Genomic DNA, 16,964 nt, shown 5'->3' on the forward strand with positions numbered 1-16,964 from the left:
CGAATGCGGGGCTTCGGCTGCGGGCAATCGCAACGGCAGGCTGCTGAAATCGCGCAAACCGTCCGCATATCACCCGGATGGATCTGTTCGATACTCCCACCGCGCCCGTGCAGCTGCTGCACGATACGCAGGGCGGCGTGCGCTATTGGCCGCAGCTGCTGGCGCCTGCCGTGGCGCAGCAGTGCTTTGCCGCGTTGCGCCAGGCGACCGACTGGCGCAGCCAGCGCCGCGAGATGTATGACCGTGCGGTGGAGGTGCCGCGCCTGCTGGCATCGTATCGGCTGGACGCACCGCTGCCGCCCGGGCTGCCGCTGCAGGCGCTGCTCGATGCGGTGCAGGCCGTGTTGCCCGCGCCGTACAACGCGGCCGGCCTGAATCTGTATCGCGATGGCCGCGACAGCGTGGCGATGCATCACGACAAGCTGCAGACGTTACTGGCGCCGTATCCGATCGCATTGGTGTCGCTGGGTGCGACGCGGCGGATGCAGCTGCGCGCAAAGGATGGCAACACGCGTGCGATCGGTGTGGAGCTGGCGCCCGGCAGCCTGCTGGCGATGAGCCATGCCTCGCAACTGAGCCACGAGCACGGCATCGCCAAGACCGCGCGTGCGGTGGGCGAGCGCATCAGCGTGGTGTTTCGCGTGCGCCCGGCCGAGCGCATGGCCGCCGGCCAGCACGGGCCGCACTGGGAGCCGGTACAACCAGAGCGTGGCTGACAAGGCATTGTGTGGTTTCGTCGGCACGGTGCGGAGCAAGCCGGAGTCTCCCGGGCAACAGGAGCGACGGGATCACACGAGTGCCGCGTACCGGCTACGGGCCCAGTGCCGTGTTCGCTTGACGGCCAGCGCGCCAGCTACGTCGGCCACCTTCTGCGCGTACGGTTGCGGTTGATTGTGCCGGTCACCGCTGGTGAGCGTGCGGTACCGCTGGCAGCCGCGTGAGGTGTTTTACCCGTGCAAACACCGCACTGGTGCGCGCGCTGGTGCTGCTCGTGCATGCGCTCTGTCGCGCACGGCATGGCCCGTTCGGGTGATTGCCATCACCCTCACGGCTGGCCATGCTTGCATGTACTCCCCCTCAGCGTCTCCACTCCATGTCCCTGGCCGATACCCGCCACCATCAGATGTTCCCCGAGCTGGACTCGGGCCAATTGGCGATCACGCGGCGGTTTGCCAGCGGGCCGGCGCAGCGTTTCGATGCGGGCGAGCTCGTCTTCGACGTGGGCGATGCGCACGCGCCGGTGTGGGTGGTGCTGGAAGGCGCCATCGAAGTGGTGCGGCGCGACGGGCTGGGCAACGAAAAGCCGATCACCCGACATACGCCCGGGCAGTTCACTGGCGAGGTGAGCCAGCTGGCCGGCCGCGCGTCGCTGGCGGCCGGGCGGGCCGGGCCGGATGGCTGCCTGGCACTGCCATTCGACACCGCACACCTGCGCGCATTGATGATCAGTTCTGCCGAAGTGGGCGAGGTGGTGATGCGTGCGCTGATCCTGCGCCGCGTCGGCCTGATCGAAGGCGATGCCTCCGGCTCGGTGTTGATCGGCGAGCCGGACGATCCGCATCTGACGCGGCTGCAGGGGTTTTTGACCCGCAACGGTTACCCGAACACGGTGATCGATGCTTCCGACGAGGAAGGCCGCGCGTTGGTGCAGCGCTTCGGCATCCATGAGCAGGAACTGCCGGTGATGGTCTGCCCCAGCGGCCGCGTGCTACGCCAGCCCAGCGATGCCGAAGCCGCGCATTGCCTGGGCATGACACCGGACATCGACCCGGGCAAGCGCTACGACGTGGCCATCGTCGGCGCTGGCCCTGCGGGCCTGGCCACGGCGGTGTACGCCGCTTCCGAAGGCCTGTCGGTGCTGGTGATGGACCAACGCGCCATCGGCGGCCAGGTCGGCGCCTCGGCGCGCATCGAGAACTATCTGGGCTTTCCCACCGGGATTTCCGGGCAGGCGTTGGCGGGGCGTGCCTATAACCAGGCGCTGAAATTCGGTGCCGAGCTGGCGATTCCGATCGAGGCCGGCACGCTGGAATGCGGGCGCGACGATGGTGCGCTGAAGCTGGATCTGGCCGACGGCAAGCAACTGCTGGCCAGCACCGTGGTGGTTGCCCCGGGCGCGCGTTACCGGCGCCCGGAGATCGACGGGCTGGATCGCTTCGAGGGCCATGGCGTGTCGTACTGGGCCTCGCCGGTGGAAGCGCGACTATGCGAGGGCAGCGTGGTGGCGCTGGTGGGTGGCGGCAATTCCGCAGGTCAGGCGGTCGCGTTTCTGGCACCGCGGGTAAAGGAATTGCACCTGATCATTCGCGGCGATGGCCTGGAAGCGTCGATGTCGCAATACCTGATCGAACGTATTGCCGCACTGCCCAACGTGCAGCTGCACACCGGCACCGAAGTGGCCGCGCTGGACGGCGACCACGAGCGCGGGCTGCAGGGGGCGACGCTGCGCACGCGCGCCGATGGCGCGACCACGCGCGTGGAGCTGCGGCACCTGTTCCTGTTCGTCGGTGCCGATCCCAATACCGGTTGGTTGCAGCAGTGCGTGGAGACCGATGCGCGTGGCTTCGTTATCACCGGCACCACGCGCGGCGACGGTGTGCCGGCCTGCCTGCCGCTGGAAACCAATCGCCCCGGTGTGTTCGCCATCGGCGATGTGCGTGCCGGATCGGTCAAGCGCGTGGCGGCCGCGGTGGGCGAGGGTGCCGCGGTGGTCGCGCAGATCCATCAGTATCTGGCCCATCAGGCCAATCCGGTGCCGGTGTCCGAGCTTGCCAATGCTGGGGAATCGGGAGTCGGGAATCGTAAAAGCGGCTTGCGTGCTGGTTGATTTGGTCGGATGCGGATTTTTGTATGGGGCGATTTGCGCGCGTGTTGATGGGCGGTTCGCTCGCTTCGCGCGTACACGCACGCCCACTCACTCCGGCCAGTGCACCTGCGGCAGCGCACCGATCTGCGGGCGGGCGAACAGATAGCCTTGCTGCAGGTGGATGCCCAGGTCGCGCAGGGCGCGGCATTCGCCAGGCTGCTCGATGCCTTCGGCGATGACGGCGATGTGCAGTTCCTCGCACATGCGGGTGACGTGACGCACGATGGCTTGGCGGCTGCGGTCGGTGTCGATGCCGCGGACCAGCGCGATGTCCAACTTGAGCAGGTCCGGCTGGAATTCGGCCAGCAGGCCGAGGCCGGCATAGCCGGCGCCGAAGTCGTCGATGGCGGTCTTCATGCCGCTCGCGCGATAGGTGCGCAGGATGTCGAGCAGGTGGGCGGGGTCGGCCAGATGTTCCTGTTCGCTGACCTCGAAGATGATGCCCGCCAGCGGCCAGCCGTATTGCGCAGTGGCCGACAGCGTGGCGCGCAGGCAGTGCTCGGGGTTGTAGACCGCGTTGGGCATGAAGTTGATCGACAGCAGCGCGGGCAGGGCGATCTGTGCGGCGCACTCGATCGCCTTGATGCGGCAGGCCTGGTCGAAGGCATAGCGGTTGCGTGCGTCCACGGCGGCCAGGATGCTGCCGGCCGACTCGCCATTGACGCCGCGCACCAGCGCTTCGCCTGCGTAGATGCTGCGCGTAGCGATATCGACGATGGGCTGGAACGCCATGGTGATGGCAGTCGGGAATTCCTGGCCATCGCGGCAGGCGTTGCAAACAGGAATCTGGGTCATGGCGTGGGTCACCGTGCGGCGTGGATCGAGCCTAGTCCTATCGGCTGTAATGGGGCGTCATTGAGACGCCCGGCCCGATCCGGATGCGGCCGACAGGTTTGGCAAGGCCAATGCCCGGAAGCGGCACAGTGCTTCGAACTGCCCGGCACGCCAATACGCGGCGGGCGCGCGCGGTAGTGCGCCGGTATCGCGGAGGCGGCCTCGCTGCGATGGCCGTCCATATGCGGTGCGCGGGTCTGCTGCGCGACAGGCCTGCTGCCCCGCTCGTTTGATCCATCGCAACGTCCTCACCCTGTCTGTGGTCGGGCTCGGCGATACTGGCGGTACCACCCGCATCGGATGCCCCATGACCGCTCTCACTGAACGCTACGCCCAGGCCGTGGACTACGCCCGCATTGCCCATGCCGGGCAACTGCGCAAGGGCACACAGATCCCGTACCTGAGCCACTTGCTGGGCGTTTCCACGCTGGTGCTGGAATGCGGCGGCGACGAGGAGCAGGCCATTGCCGGGTTGCTGCACGATGTGGTGGAAGACTGCGGTGGCGGTCATGAGGCGTCGATTCGCGCGCAGTTCGGCGACAGCGTTGCCGACATCGTGATGGCCTGCACCGATGCCACCGCCGAAGACAAGGCCGAGGTGGATAACAGCGAGCGTGCGCGCAAGCGCGATTGGCGCGAGCGCAAGCTGGCCTACCTGGAGCATCTGCGCAAGACCCCGGAGCGAGCCTTGCTGGTGTCCGGCTGCGACAAGCTCTACAACGCACGCAGCATCGTGCAGGACCTGGAGAACCCCGCGGTGGGCCAGGACATCTTCACTGTCTTCACTGCCGGCCGCGATGGCACGCTGTGGTACTACGCTGCGCTGGCAGAGATCTTTCGCACGCGCAATGCCGCCACTGCGCGCTTGTTCAGTGCGGTGGTGGCGCGCATGCAGGCACTTGCGGAGACCGGCGAGCAGCCGGTGCCTGTGCATGCCCCGGCCTGAGGCCGGCGTGCGCAGGCGGTGACCGACCGCAAGCGCTGACGTTGGCTGCATGCCGGGCGCGCTAGGCTGGGGCCTTGTCGCTTCCGGTTCCATGTTCATGTCCAACGCAACGTCCGCTCCCTCCGGCCAGGTGCACGTGCGCGGCGCGCGCGAGCACAACCTCAAGAACGTGGACGTGGACATTCCACGCGATGCGCTGGTGGTGTTCACCGGCGTGTCCGGCTCGGGCAAGTCGTCGCTGGCGTTCGGCACCATCTTTGCCGAAGCGCAGCGGCGCTATCTGGATTCCATCTCGCCCTACGCGCGGCGCCTGATCGATCAGGTAGGCGTGCCGGAAGTGGATGCCATCGACGGCCTGCCACCTGCGGTGGCGCTGCAGCAGGCGCGTGGCGCGCCAAGCGCGCGTTCGTCGGTAGGCAGCGTCACCACCATCTCCAATTCGCTGCGCATGCTGTATTCGCGAGCGGGGACGTACCCGCCGGGGCAGGAGATCGTCTATGCCGATGGATTCTCGCCGAACACGCCGGCCGGCGCCTGTCCCACCTGCCACGGCCTGGGCCGCATCTACGATGCCACCGAGGCGACCATGGTGCTGGATCGCAGCCTGAGCATCCGCGAGCGCGCGGTGGCGGCCTGGCCGGGCGCCTGGCATGGACAGAACCAGCGCGACATCCTCACCACGCTGGGCATCGATGTGGATGTGCCGTGGCGGACATTGCCCAAGAAGACCCGCGACTGGATTCTCTTCACCGACGAGCAGCCGGTGGTGCCGGTGTATGCCGGCTACGACCTGGACGAGGTCAAACGCGCGCTCAAACGCAAGGAAGAGCCCAGCTATATGGGCACCTTTACCAGTGCGCGGCGCTATGTGCTGCACACCTTCGCCACCACCCAGAGCGCGCAGATGAAAAGGCGCGTGGCGCAGTACCTGGTGAGCACGCAATGCCCGCACTGCGAGGGCAAGCGGCTACGGCGCGAAGCACTGTCGGTGACCTTTGCCGGGCTGGATATCGGTGAATTGTCGCGGCGTCCGCTGGACGAGGTGGCCGAGTTGCTGCGTCCGGCGGCAGACGCCGACCTGCGCACGCAGGGCAGGAAGAACGGCGCGGCCGAGCATCCGGAGCAGCGCATCGCCGCGCAACGCATCGCGGCGGACCTGCGCGCGCGCATCGCCGTGGTGCAGGCCTTGGGCCTGGGCTATCTCAGCCTGGAGCGCAGCACGCCCACGCTGTCGCCAGGCGAACTGCAACGGCTACGGCTGGCCACGCAGATCCGCTCGCAGTTGTTCGGCGTGGTGTATGTGATGGACGAACCATCGGCCGGCCTGCACCCGGCCGATGCGCAGGCACTGCTGGGCGCGCTGGATCAGCTCAAGGCAGCGGGCAATTCGGTCTTCGTGGTCGAGCACGAAGTGGATGTGATCCGCCACGCCGACTGGATCGTGGATGTGGGCCCTGCCGCAGGTGCGCATGGCGGGCAGGTGCTGTACAGCGGCCCGCCCGCCGGGCTGGAGACGGTGCAGGCGTCATCCACACGACGCTATCTGTTCGGCGCGCCGCCGCAGGTGCATCGCCATGCGCGCGAGGCAGGCGGGTGGCTGCAGTTGCGCGGCATCACCCGCAACAACGTGCGGGGCCTGGATGTGGATCTGCCGCTGGGTGTGTTCACCACGGTCACCGGCGTATCCGGCTCGGGCAAGTCGTCGTTGATCAGCCAGGCGCTGGTGGAACTACTGGCGGCGCATCTGGGGCACACGCAGGTGGAGGAAGACGAGACGCTCGATCCGCTGGAGCGGGGCACCCAGGCGCCCGTGGATGGTGCGATCGTCGCTGGGCTGGATCAGGTGCGCCGCCTGGTGCGCGTGGACCAGAAGCCGATCGGGCGCACGCCCCGTTCCAACCTGGCCACCTATACCGGCCTGTTCGATCCGGTGCGCAAGTTGTTTGCGGCCACGCCCGCCGCGCGGCGCCGCCGCTACGACCCGGGGCAGTTTTCCTTCAACGTGGCCAAGGGCCGCTGCGCCACCTGCGAAGGTGAGGGCTCGGTATCGGTAGAGTTGCTATTCATGCCCAGCGTTTACGCGCCATGCCCCACCTGCCACGGCGCGCGCTACAACGCCAAGACCCTGGAGATCGAGCTGCGCGGGCACACCATTGCGCAGGTGTTGGAGATGACGGTGGAGCAGGCGGCCGGCTTCTTTGCCGACGACGCCAGCGTGCTGCGGCCGTTGCAGGTGCTGCGCGAAGTGGGGCTGGGCTATCTGCGGCTGGGCCAGCCGGCTACCGAACTCTCCGGCGGCGAGGCGCAGCGCATCAAGCTGGCCACCGAACTACAACGCGCCCAAAGGCGCGACACCGTCTACGTGCTGGACGAGCCGACGACCGGCCTGCACCCGTCCGACGTGGATACCTTGATGACGCAGTTGCAGGGGCTGGTGGAGGCAGGCAATACGGTAATCGTGGTTGAACACGATATGCGCGTGGCCGCCAGCAGCGACTGGGTGCTGGACATGGGCCCGGGCGCGGGCGGCGCCGGCGGCACAGTGGTGGTGGCCGGAACGCCGGAGCTGGTGGCGCAGCACCGTGGCAGCCGTACGGCGCCGTTCCTGGCGCAGGTGCTGGCCGGGAAATAAGCAGGGCTGCGCCGGTTGCCGTCAAAGCAGGATGTTGTGCCTTCGACGCAGCGAGCCGGGTGCGTCTGCGCGGTGCGTACCGTCGGTGTGGTCGCGCGCGATGGCGCCGATGCATTACGTTGATGCCCTGCGTGGTCGCTGGCCGGTCGCTGTATCAACAGCCGGCGCGTGTCGCGATGGCGCCGCCGCCACCGCAATGCCCCGGCTCTGCAATCAAGCCCAACGCGCAACGCACGCAACGATTGTGTGACATCGGCGCGATCAGCCCCGCAGTTCGAATCTGCCGCTCACGCCATCGGCCTCGGCCGACGGCGCGATCCACACGTCGAACAGGCCTGGCTCCACGGTCGGCGTCAGTGCCTGACCGACGAACAGCAGGTTTTCGCGGCGCAGTTCGAACTGCACCTCGACGCTACCGCCGGCAGGCACCGTGACCTTGCGAAAATCCTTGAGTTCGCGCACCGGGCGGGTGACGCTGGCGGTGCGGCTGCGCACATACAGTTGCACCACTTCGTCTGCATCGCGACTGCCACGGTTGCCGATGCGCGCGTTGAGCTGCAGGCTGCCTGTGGCGGTCAGGTGCGGTGCGCTCAGGCGCAGGTTGCTGTAGTCGATGCGGCCATAGGTCAGGCCATGACCGAACGGGAACAGCGCCGTATTGGGCACGTTGCGGTATTGCGTGGTGTACTCGCTCCACACGGCCGGATTCGGACTGGGGCGGCCGCTGGGCGGATGCGCGTAGGTGTAGGGCACCTGGCCTGCCGCATGCGGAAAACTCACCGGCAGGCGGCCGCTGGGCGCCTGTGCACCGAACAGGATGTCCGCCATCGCGTTGCCGGCCTGCGAGCCCAGGAACCAGGTGACCAGGATCGCTGCGCTTTGCAGTGCCGGGCCTTGTAGCGCCAGCGCCCGGCCGGTGCTGAGCAGCAGCACGACCGGGGTGCCGGTGGCCACCACTGCTGCCAGCAACTGCTGTTGCATGTCCGGCAGGACTATCTCGGTCCGCGATTGCGCCTCGCCGGAATAGGTCATCGGCTCGCCGACTGTCAGCAGTACCACGTCGGCGGTGCGCGCGGCCTCCACCGCAGCCTGCACGCCGCCGGGCAGCGGCTGGTCGAAGCCGCACCCGTCCACCACCTGCAGCAGCTGTGGGTCGGTCATGGCACGAGCCACGGCCGCGGCCACGGTGTTATTACGGTCTTCCTGACGGAACATGCTCCACGGCCCGTCATGATTGGCCCAGTCGCGCGCCAGTGGCCCGATCAACGCGATGCGTTGGCCGCTGCGTTGCAGTGGCAGCAGTTCACGCTCGTTTTTCAGCAACACCACCGATTTGCAGGCCGCCTCGCGGGCCAACGCCAGGGTGTCTGCGCGGCGCTGCCGCGGCTGTGCCCGTGCAGGCTGGATGCGCCGGAACGGGTCGTCGAACAACCCCAATGCCGCTTTGAAGCCCAGCACCCGGCGCACCGAGGCGTCCAACCGCTGCATCGGCACCATACCCGCAGCCACCAGCGCCGGCAGGTATTGCAGGTACAGGCCGCTCTGCATGCTGATGTCCACGCCAGCCAGAAACGCCAGCCGTGCCGCGTCGCGGTCGTCTGTGGCCACGCCGTGCGCCACCAGTTCCTGATCGGCGGTGTAGTCGGACACCACCAGACCGCGGTACTGCAGCTCCTGCCGCAGCACCGTGTCCAGCAACCGGACGTTGGCCGTTGCCGGCACACCCGACAGCGCATTGAACGCGGCCATGGTGGTGACCGCGCCGGCGTCGAAAGCGGCCTGGAACGGCGGCAGATATACCTCGCGCAACGTACGCTCGGAGATGTCCACGCTGTTGTAGTCCAGGCCGCCCTCGGCTGCGCCATAGGCGGCAAAATGCTTGGGACAGGCCGCGAGCGCATCGGCATGCGCCAGCCCAGCCCTCCCCTGGAAACCATGTACGCGTGCCTGCGCAAACCGCTGCGCCAGCAGCACGTCTTCGCCGGCGCCTTCCACCCCGCGGCCCCAGCGGGCATCGCGGGCGATGTCCACCATCGGCGCGAACGTCCAGTCGATCCCGACCGCACTGGCCTCCATCGCTGCGGCGCGTGCGGTGCGTTGCGCCAGCTCCGGCTCGAAGCTGGCTGCCTCGCCCAGCGGCACCGGAAACACCGTGGCGTAGCCGTGAATCACGTCGGCGGCAAAAAACAGCGGGATTTTAAGCCGGCTCTGCATCGCCGCCTGCTGCAATTGCCGGTGCCAGAGCACGTTGGAGCCATTGAAGACCCCGGTCAGCCGCCCGGCGCGCGCTGCCGCCAACTGGGTGCGATTTGCAGTGTCGTTGCGGACCGGGTTGGCAACAATGGCCTTGTCGGTCTGCTCTGCCGAGGCAAACAGGCTGAGCTGACCGGCCTTTTCCTCCAGCGTCATGCGAGCAATCAGGTCTTCGATGAAGGCCGGTCCGCGCAAGGGAGGCGGCGGCAGCGCCCAACCGCTCGGGACCCGGCTGAGCACGGCCAGCGTGGCCACACCGCGGAGCAACTGTCGACGCGTTGGATGCGGGGTCATGGGCGCTTTTGCGGGGTCGAAAGAGGAGATGCACTTACGCTAAAGCACCGCCGCCGCATGCGTGCCCGCGGAGTTCGCATTCAATGAGGTCGCTTCGGATACGCGCCGGTTTTTGCAACGCGTTGGTGACTGCGAATGCAGCAGGGACAATGCTTACCGGCCCGACAGTGTGCGGTGTCGGGCCGGTTGTGGTCTGGGAGGCGGGAGAAATCTCCGCGGCGAGCCGCTCAGTCGGCCATGATCTTCTCCGGCGTCATCGGCGTGCTGCGGATGCGCTTGCCGGTGGCGTGGAAGATGGCGTTGCAGATGGCCGCAGAGACGCCCACCTGGCCGATCTCGCCCACACCTTTTGCGCCCAGGCTGCTGACCACGCGGTCGTCTTCGTCGGCGAAGATCACCTCGATGTCGTGGATGTCGGCATTGGCGGACACGTGATACTGGGCAAGATCGTGGTTCATGAAGCGGCCGAAGCGGTGATCGGCCTGGGTGTGCTCGTGCAGGGCCTGGCCAATGCCCCAGACCACGCCGCCGATGATCTGGCTGCGCGCAGTGGTCGGGTTGAGGATGCGCCCCGCAGCGATCGCGCTGACCACACGCGTCACCCGCACCGTGCCCAGTTCTTCGTCCACTCGCACCTCCACGAACACGGCCCCGTGCGTGGCGCGGGTGTATTTGCGTTGCTTGAGCACATTGGGCAGCAGCAGGAACTTGTCGTCGATCTGCTCCCGTCCGGCGGCCCGCAACAGGTCCGGCAGGGCGATGGCACTGCTGGAGTCCGCGCGCAAGGCGATGTTGCCATCGGCAAACACCACATCGTCCAGCTTGGCTCGCGCAAAGCGCGAATCGGGCAATGCCTGCGCCAGCCGTAGCAGCTGCGTACGCAATTTGCCGCACACGCCATCCACGGCAGAACCTATCGTGCTCACGTGCGATGAGCCGCCCTCGATGGGAGCAACCGGCAAGGTGGAGTCGCCCAGCTGGAAGGTGACCTGTTCCAGCGGCAGGCCCAGCGCTTCGGCGGCGATCATCGTCATCACCGTAGGCGATCATCGTCATCACCGTATAGGTGCCGGTGCCGATATCGCTGGCGGCGCTGCTCACCACCAGGCGCCCGTCGGCATGCAGCACGGCATGCGCACGCGCGAACATCTGCATCGCATCCCATTGCCCGGTGGCCATGCCCCAGCCGACCCACTCACGGCCCTCCTTGCGCGCGCGTGGCTGCAGGGGGCGCTGCGACCAGCCGAAGCGTTCGGCGCCTTGCTGATAGCACTCGCGCAGCGCCTTGCTGGAAAACGGTTTGTCGTCGGCCGGATTGACCTCGGCGTAGTTCTTCAGCCGCAGCGCCAGCGGATCGATGCCCACTTCATAGGACAGTTCGTCCATCGCCACTTCCAGTGCATGCATGCCATGGGTGGCACCGGGGGCACGCATGTCCATCGGGCTGTATTGGTCCAGGCTGACCAGGTTATAGCCCAGGTGCACGTTGTCGCAGGCATACAGTTGCCCGCTCCAGTTGACCACTACTTCGACGTAGTCTTCGATGCGCGAGGTTTCGGCGATGGCCTCGTGCCAGATCGCACGCAGCGTGCCGTCGCGGTCGGCGCCGAGCTTGAGCCGCTGCACGGTTTCCGGGCGGTGGCCGAAGGTGAACATCTGCTGGCGGGTGAGCACGACGCGCACCGAGCGATCCAGCAGGATGGACGCCATCACCGCCAGCGCCAGCTGGTATTGCGGGCGTAGCCCTGAGCCGAACGCGCCGCCCACGTACGGATTGCGCACGGTCACCTTGCGCTTGCTCAGGCCGAACACATGCGAGACATACCAGCGGCTGTTCTGCGAGCCCTGGGTCTTGTCGTAGATGGTGAAGTGGCCGTCGTCTTCGCGGGTCACGGTGGAGGCGAACAGCTCCATCGGGTTGTGGTGCTCCACACCGCTGTAATAGTCGGCCTGCACCTGGCAGGCGGCATCGGCGAAGGCGGTCTCCGGCGTGCCCTTGTCCTTGGGCGGCGGCGTGAAGCCGGCGCGCATGCCCTTGGGTTTGTGCGCCCGGTCCAGCTGTGTCATCAAATCGGTCTGGTGCGGTTCCTGCGCGTACTCCACCTGCACCAGATGCGCGGCATGCCGCGCCGCCTCGAACGTGTCGGCCACCACCAGCGCGACGGGCTGGCCGCTGTAGAGAATGACGTTGTCGTACAGCGGCCGGAACGGCGAGCCAGGCGGTGCGGTCATGTCCTTGTAGAACAGATCCATGCCGCGCATATGCGGGCGATTCTCATGGGTGACGATCTCCAGCACGCCGGGGACCGCGCGTGCGGCCGCCAGGTCGAAGCCGACGATGGTGCCCTTCGCAATACGGCTGCTGACCACCACGCCATAGGCCAGGTCCGGCACCGGCCATTCGGCGGCATAGCGTGCCTGGCCGGTGACTTTTGCACGTCCATCGATGCGCGGCACACCAGTGCCGGTGGGGCGAAAGCCGGTGCCTCGATCGGCGACCGGTGGCGTCAACTCGGTATTGGATAGATCGGAGCTGCGTGCGTTCATGGCGATTCCTCCAGCGCATGGGAGCGCCCGCGGCTGTCGATGCTGCCCTCGCGCGCGACCTGGAGCGCGCGCACGATGGCGCGGCGTGCCAGCGGCAGCTTGAAGGCGTTGGCGCCCTGCGGCTGCGCGCCTTCCAGCAACGCGTCGGCCAGGCGCGCGAAACTGTCTGCGTTGGCGGGCAGGCCTACCAGCTGTGCTTCGGCCTCGGGCTTGCGCCAGGGCTTGTGCGCCACGCCACCCAGCGCAACGCGCACATCGCCAATGCTGCCGTCCTCGGCCAGATCCAGCGCTGCAGCAACCGATACCAGCGCAAACGCATACGACAGGCGCTCGCGGATTTTCAGGTAGGCGCTGTGCGCGACGAAACGCTGCGCCGCGGGCAGGTCGATATGCACGATCAACTCATCCGGCGCCAGCGTGCTGTCCAGCTCCGGGTGGTCGCCGGGCAGGCGGTGGAAATCGGCGAATGCGATAGCGCGTTCGCCCGTGCGGCCTTGCACATGCACCACTGCATCCAGTGCAGCCAGTGCCACGCACATGTCCGATGGATGCGTGGCGATGCAGTGCGCGCTGGTGCCCAGGATGGCGTTGTAGGTGGTAAGCCCGCCGATGGCCGAGCAACCGCTGCCGGGTGCGCGCTTGTTGCAGGGCGTGGCGCTGTCGTAGAAATACATGCAGCGCGTGCGCTGCAGCAGGTTGCCGCCATTGCTGGCCATGTTGCGGATCTGCGCCGAGGCGCCGGCCAGGATCGCCGCACTCAACAACGGGTAACGTGTTTCCACTTCCGGGTGGTAGGCGGTCTCCGCGTTGCGCGCGAGTGCACCCAGGCGCATGCCGCCATCGGGCTGTACGGTGATGCTGTCCAGCGGCAGGCGAGTGATGTCGACCAGGCTGCTGGGGCGCATCAGCTGCAGCTTCATTAGGTCGGTGAGATTGGTGCCGCCGGCAATCAGCCGGACCGGCGCTTCCGACGGCACGGAGTGCGCCTCGTCGGCGCGCGGGGCGATGGCGGTGAGCGCTGCGTCGATGCTGTCTGCGCGCGCATAGCTGAGCGGGATCATGCCGGTACCGTCCCTGGTTCCCAGGTCTTGCCGGTGCTGTCGCTTGCCTGGCCGGATGCATCGAGTACATCCATCACCGCGTCGGTGATCTGCGGGTAGGCGCCGCAGCGGCACAGGTTGCCGCTCATCAACTCGCGCACCTGGTCGCGGGTATGCGCCTTGCCTTCGTTGAGCAGGCCGGCGGCGGAGCACAACTGGCCCGGTGTGCAGTAACCGCACTGGAATGCATCGCGTTCGATGAAGGCACGTTGCAACGGATGCAGTTGCTCGCCGTCGGCCAGGCCTTCGACGGTCGTGATGTCGGCGCCGTCCTGCATCACGGCCAGCGTCAGGCAGCTATTGATGCGACGCCCGTTCACCAGCACCGTGCAGGCACCGCATTGGCCGTGATCGCAGCCTTTCTTGGTGCCTGTGAGATCGAGCCGGTCGCGCAACAGGTCGAGCAGGCTCACCCAGGCTTCGAGCTGCAAGTGATAGGGCTGGCCGTTGATGCGCAGGTTGACCGGGTAGGTCGGTGCGGACGTGGCGGGTGCCGATGCCGTGTCATGGGCGGTGGCGGGCGTGGCATTCATGCGAACCCCGTGGCGATGGCTGAGGAGGGCCACCACCTTGACCGCGCTACGGTCAAGACAGGGTGACCACGCGGGCTCTGGAGCGATGCCTGACATGCTGTGATGCAGGCATCGTGCGGCGTTGTGACGGTGGCACGCTTGCGCGTGCAGGCATCGCGTGGTCACGCAACAGGTATAGCGCGAGCTGAATTCGTCAGCCACGCGGCTGAGCAATGTGCCGGCGTCCCGGCTGGTGCGACACCGCGCCGGTATCCTTGCAAGATGAGAACAAGGTGTCAGCAATGAGCCAGCGTGGCGGCAGTGCGGATCTTCCGTTGCATGGCGGACGCGTCCCGCACTGGTTGGGCGAGCGCATGACGCGGCTGGGGACGGTGATGTGCGAGGCGATCGTGCACAGCTACGGGCGCGACGAATTGTTGCGGCGGCTTGCGCATCCGTACTGGTTCCAGTCGTTCGGCGCGGTGATGGGCATGGACTGGCATTCCTCGGGCATCACCACCAGCGTGATCGGTGCGCTCAAGCGTGGCCTGACGCCGTTGGCCGGGGAACTCGGGATCCATGTCTGCGGCGGACGCGGCCGACATTCGCGTGCCACGCCTGTCGAATTGATGGCGGTGGGCGATGCGGTGGGCATCGATGGCGCAGCGCTGGCGCAGGCCAGCCGCTTGGTGGCCAAGGTGGACAGCGCTGCGGTGCAGGATGGATTTGATTTGTATCTGCACGGCTTCATCGTCAGCGACGACGGCCGTTGGGTGGTGGTGCAGCAGGGCATGCAGACGCAGCGCAGGCAGGCGCGCCGCTACCACTGGCTGTCGGAAGGTTTGAGCAGCTTTGTCGATGCGCCGCATGCGGCCATCGACGGAAGGCACCAGGGTGATATCGTCAATCTGGCCGACCATCGCGCTGCCGCCTCGCGCGATGCGCAAGTGGAGCTGCTGCGCACTACCGCACCGGACCAGCTGGCACGCCAGTGGCAGCGCATCGCCGATGCGGCAGCGCCTGCATCGCCGGCTGTCGCTCCGGTCCCGGTTACCGGCGATCTGTTTGCCGGCCACGCCTGGGATCCGGCGCAACAACCGCATCTGTGCATGCCCGACCATCATGAGGTGCGCAGCGAGACGGTGATTGCGCGGCGCCTGCATGCAAGCCTGGCCGCCGCAGCAGAGGTTGGCCCCCGCGATTTCACCGCCTTGTTGCAGGTGCCCGGTGTGGGCGCACGCACGTTGCGCTCGCTGGCAATGGTGGCCGAGGTGATGCACGGGACGCCCTGCCGGTTCAGCGACCCGGCGCGTTTTTCGCTGGCCCATGGCGGCAAGGATCGGCAGCCGTTCCCGGTGCCCACGCGCGTGCTCGACCACACCATCGGCGTGCTCAAGCAGGCGATGCAACAGGCCCGGCTGGGCAATGACGAACGCCTGCAGGCAATTGCGCGGCTGGACGCGCAGGCGCGCCGGCTCGAAGCCACCGCGCATGGTCCCTCGGTCGATGAGTACATCGCGCAGGAACGGCGCGATGCGCACCGTCATGGTGGGCGCAGCGTGTTCGGTTGGGAAGCGGCGCCGGCTCCGGTTGCACCGGCGCCGTCAGCGCATGCGCGCGCAGCGCGGCGATGACCGTGCGCAGGGATCGTGGCGCGACGGTGGCGACCGATGGCCGCTGCTTTACCTACGTGTTTCCGTGCCAATGGGAAGACCATTGCAAGATCGGCTTTTCGCGCGATCCATTGGCGCGCATCGGCAGCCTGCATCCGCGCTGGTTCGAGTTTTTCGATCTCGACCGTGGGCTGCTGGTGGAAACGGAACGCGAGCGCGATGCGCGCGATCTGGAGCTGCAACTGCGTCGCCCCTTGCTTGCGCATAACGCACCGGCACCGATGGCGATCCGGGTTGCCGCTGGTGGGCAGACCGAGTGGTTCCGTGGCGTAAGTGAAGCACTGGAACTGGCGGTGAGTGATTTGCAGGCCCACGGCTACCGCGTGTTCGTACTGCGCGACTGGTTACACGCGTCGATGGCACAGCGTATCGATTGGTTGTACGACTGGTCGGCCGTGCAGCTGAGTCCGGACGAACTGGATGGCCTGGTCGGGCCGACATCGGCGCAACGCGCGCTGCGCGACGTGCTGGACGGGTATCGCGCCCTGGATCTGCCGCTGCAGGCGCATCTGCCCGAGCAGATCTGGGCCTGGTATTGCGGTGCGCAGTGAGTGGGTTGGCGAGCCGGTGACGCAGTGCAAGCGAGCAGCGCAGCAGTTTCCAGGCAGGCCTCGATGCGCAGGGCGAGCCGTTGCGGCGGGGAAGGGCAGGCTGCGACGATGTCAGCTTCCAATCTACCTTGAAGATGCGCATCGAAACCATGGGTTGGAGTGGTACCAGTAGCAGGCAATGCAGCCGCGAAGGAGCCGGGGGCGACACGCAGGCGTGCCGCCCAGGGCAGCAAGACCTAGCGCAGCGATCGATCATGTTGCGTGCTTCGCCAGACACGCCTTTTACGCAACCGCCTGACACGGCTTGTATCGTCAGTTCGCCTCAGCCGTAGTTGGACATTGATTCGTTGATGCGCTGCGAGTGCCGTACTTGCAGGCGGGGCCGCAACCACGCTGCGCAGGCGGCCTCGTCCAGCGAGCCGTCGGCCAGCCCGATGTAGAACCGGTAGAGTTCCAGGTCGTCTGCCACCAAGCTTGCGCCGTTGAGCACGATGAAGGTTTCGCAGGCGACGGCGGCGGTGCGTTTGTTGCCGTCGACAAACGGGTGATTGCGTGCCAGGCCATAGGTCAGGCTGGCCGCAAGTGCCGCCAGATCCGGTGGCGGGTCGCCGTAGGACAGCAATTGTCTGGGTCTGGTCAGCGCCGAGTCGAGCAGGGCATCGTCGCGCACGCCGCTGCCGCCACCATGTTCTGCGAGCTGGCGGTCATGGATGGCCAGCACCAATGGCCGTTCGATCCAGATAATCATGGCTGCGG

At 67.1% G+C, this 16,964-nt stretch carries 11 protein-coding genes and 1 pseudogene; 6 read left to right on the forward strand and 6 right to left on the reverse strand.

Annotated elements, in window-relative coordinates; all coding sequences use genetic code 11:
* The first annotated feature begins 77 nt into the window (after positions 1-77).
* Positions 78-716, forward strand: coding sequence for an alpha-ketoglutarate-dependent dioxygenase AlkB family protein (locus XCSCFBP4642_RS0108215; RefSeq protein WP_029219363.1), 639 nt, complete (start codon positions 78-80; stop codon positions 714-716).
* A 377-nt stretch (positions 717-1,093) separates the two neighbouring features.
* The gene (locus tag XCSCFBP4642_RS0108220; protein WP_029219364.1) at positions 1,094-2,827 is read left to right on the forward strand and encodes an FAD-dependent oxidoreductase; all 1,734 of its coding nucleotides are present in this window, start codon (positions 1,094-1,096) and stop codon (positions 2,825-2,827) included.
* Between the two features lie 87 nt (positions 2,828-2,914).
* Here the strand turns inward: XCSCFBP4642_RS0108220 and XCSCFBP4642_RS0108225 are convergent, their stop codons facing one another.
* Positions 2,915-3,661, reverse strand: coding sequence for an EAL domain-containing protein (locus tag XCSCFBP4642_RS0108225; protein WP_029219365.1), 747 nt, complete (start codon positions 3,659-3,661; stop codon positions 2,915-2,917).
* Positions 3,662-4,007: 346 nt separating this feature from the next.
* Here XCSCFBP4642_RS0108225 and XCSCFBP4642_RS0108230 point away from each other — a divergent pair, with 346 nt between their 5' ends.
* Both XCSCFBP4642_RS0108230 and XCSCFBP4642_RS0108235 read left to right on the forward strand, forming a co-directional pair.
* The gene (locus XCSCFBP4642_RS0108230) at positions 4,008-4,646 is read left to right on the forward strand and encodes an HD domain-containing protein (RefSeq protein WP_029219366.1); all 639 of its coding nucleotides are present in this window, start codon (positions 4,008-4,010) and stop codon (positions 4,644-4,646) included.
* 97 nt (positions 4,647-4,743) lie between these two features.
* Complete coding sequence (locus tag XCSCFBP4642_RS0108235) at positions 4,744-7,278, forward strand: excinuclease ABC subunit UvrA (protein ID WP_029219367.1); 2,535 nt, start codon at positions 4,744-4,746, stop codon at positions 7,276-7,278.
* A gap of 261 nt (positions 7,279-7,539) precedes the next feature.
* Here the strand turns inward: XCSCFBP4642_RS0108235 and XCSCFBP4642_RS0108240 are convergent, their stop codons facing one another.
* From XCSCFBP4642_RS0108240 to XCSCFBP4642_RS0108255, 4 genes and pseudogenes are all read right to left on the reverse strand, one after another.
* The gene (locus tag XCSCFBP4642_RS0108240; RefSeq protein ID WP_029219368.1) at positions 7,540-9,825 is read right to left on the reverse strand and encodes a glycoside hydrolase family 3 N-terminal domain-containing protein; all 2,286 of its coding nucleotides are present in this window, start codon (positions 9,823-9,825) and stop codon (positions 7,540-7,542) included.
* 227 nt (positions 9,826-10,052) lie between these two features.
* Positions 10,053-12,372: pseudogene (locus XCSCFBP4642_RS24350) on the reverse strand (xanthine dehydrogenase family protein molybdopterin-binding subunit).
* On the reverse strand, positions 12,369-13,457 hold the full coding sequence (locus XCSCFBP4642_RS0108250; protein ID WP_167331408.1) for an FAD binding domain-containing protein: 1,089 nt from the start codon (positions 13,455-13,457) through the stop codon (positions 12,369-12,371). The pseudogene XCSCFBP4642_RS24350 and the gene XCSCFBP4642_RS0108250 overlap by 4 nt, the downstream one beginning before the upstream one ends.
* Positions 13,430-14,005, reverse strand: a complete 576-nt coding sequence (locus XCSCFBP4642_RS0108255) for a (2Fe-2S)-binding protein (protein WP_029219370.1) — start codon at positions 14,003-14,005, stop codon at positions 13,430-13,432. Before XCSCFBP4642_RS0108255 ends, XCSCFBP4642_RS0108250 begins: the two co-directional genes overlap by 28 nt.
* 281 nt (positions 14,006-14,286) lie before the next feature.
* Here XCSCFBP4642_RS0108255 and XCSCFBP4642_RS0108260 point away from each other — a divergent pair, with 281 nt between their 5' ends.
* Positions 14,287-15,618 carry a DUF763 domain-containing protein gene (locus XCSCFBP4642_RS0108260; protein ID WP_029219371.1) on the forward strand — a complete coding sequence of 444 codons (1,332 nt, stop codon included), beginning with the start codon at positions 14,287-14,289 and terminating at the stop codon, positions 15,616-15,618.
* On the forward strand, positions 15,615-16,208 hold the full coding sequence (locus XCSCFBP4642_RS0108265) for a GIY-YIG nuclease family protein (RefSeq protein ID WP_029219372.1): 594 nt from the start codon (positions 15,615-15,617) through the stop codon (positions 16,206-16,208). The genes XCSCFBP4642_RS0108260 and XCSCFBP4642_RS0108265 overlap by 4 nt, the downstream gene beginning before the upstream one ends.
* A gap of 322 nt (positions 16,209-16,530) precedes the next feature.
* Here XCSCFBP4642_RS0108265 and XCSCFBP4642_RS0108270 read toward each other — a convergent pair whose 3' ends face one another.
* The gene (locus XCSCFBP4642_RS0108270) at positions 16,531-16,956 is read right to left on the reverse strand and encodes a type II toxin-antitoxin system death-on-curing family toxin (protein WP_029219373.1); all 426 of its coding nucleotides are present in this window, start codon (positions 16,954-16,956) and stop codon (positions 16,531-16,533) included.
* Positions 16,957-16,964 lie beyond the last annotated feature (8 nt).

Origin of the sequence: Xanthomonas cassavae CFBP 4642, from assembly GCF_000454545.1 — a bacterium.
GTDB classification, from domain to species: domain Bacteria; phylum Pseudomonadota; class Gammaproteobacteria; order Xanthomonadales; family Xanthomonadaceae; genus Xanthomonas; species Xanthomonas cassavae.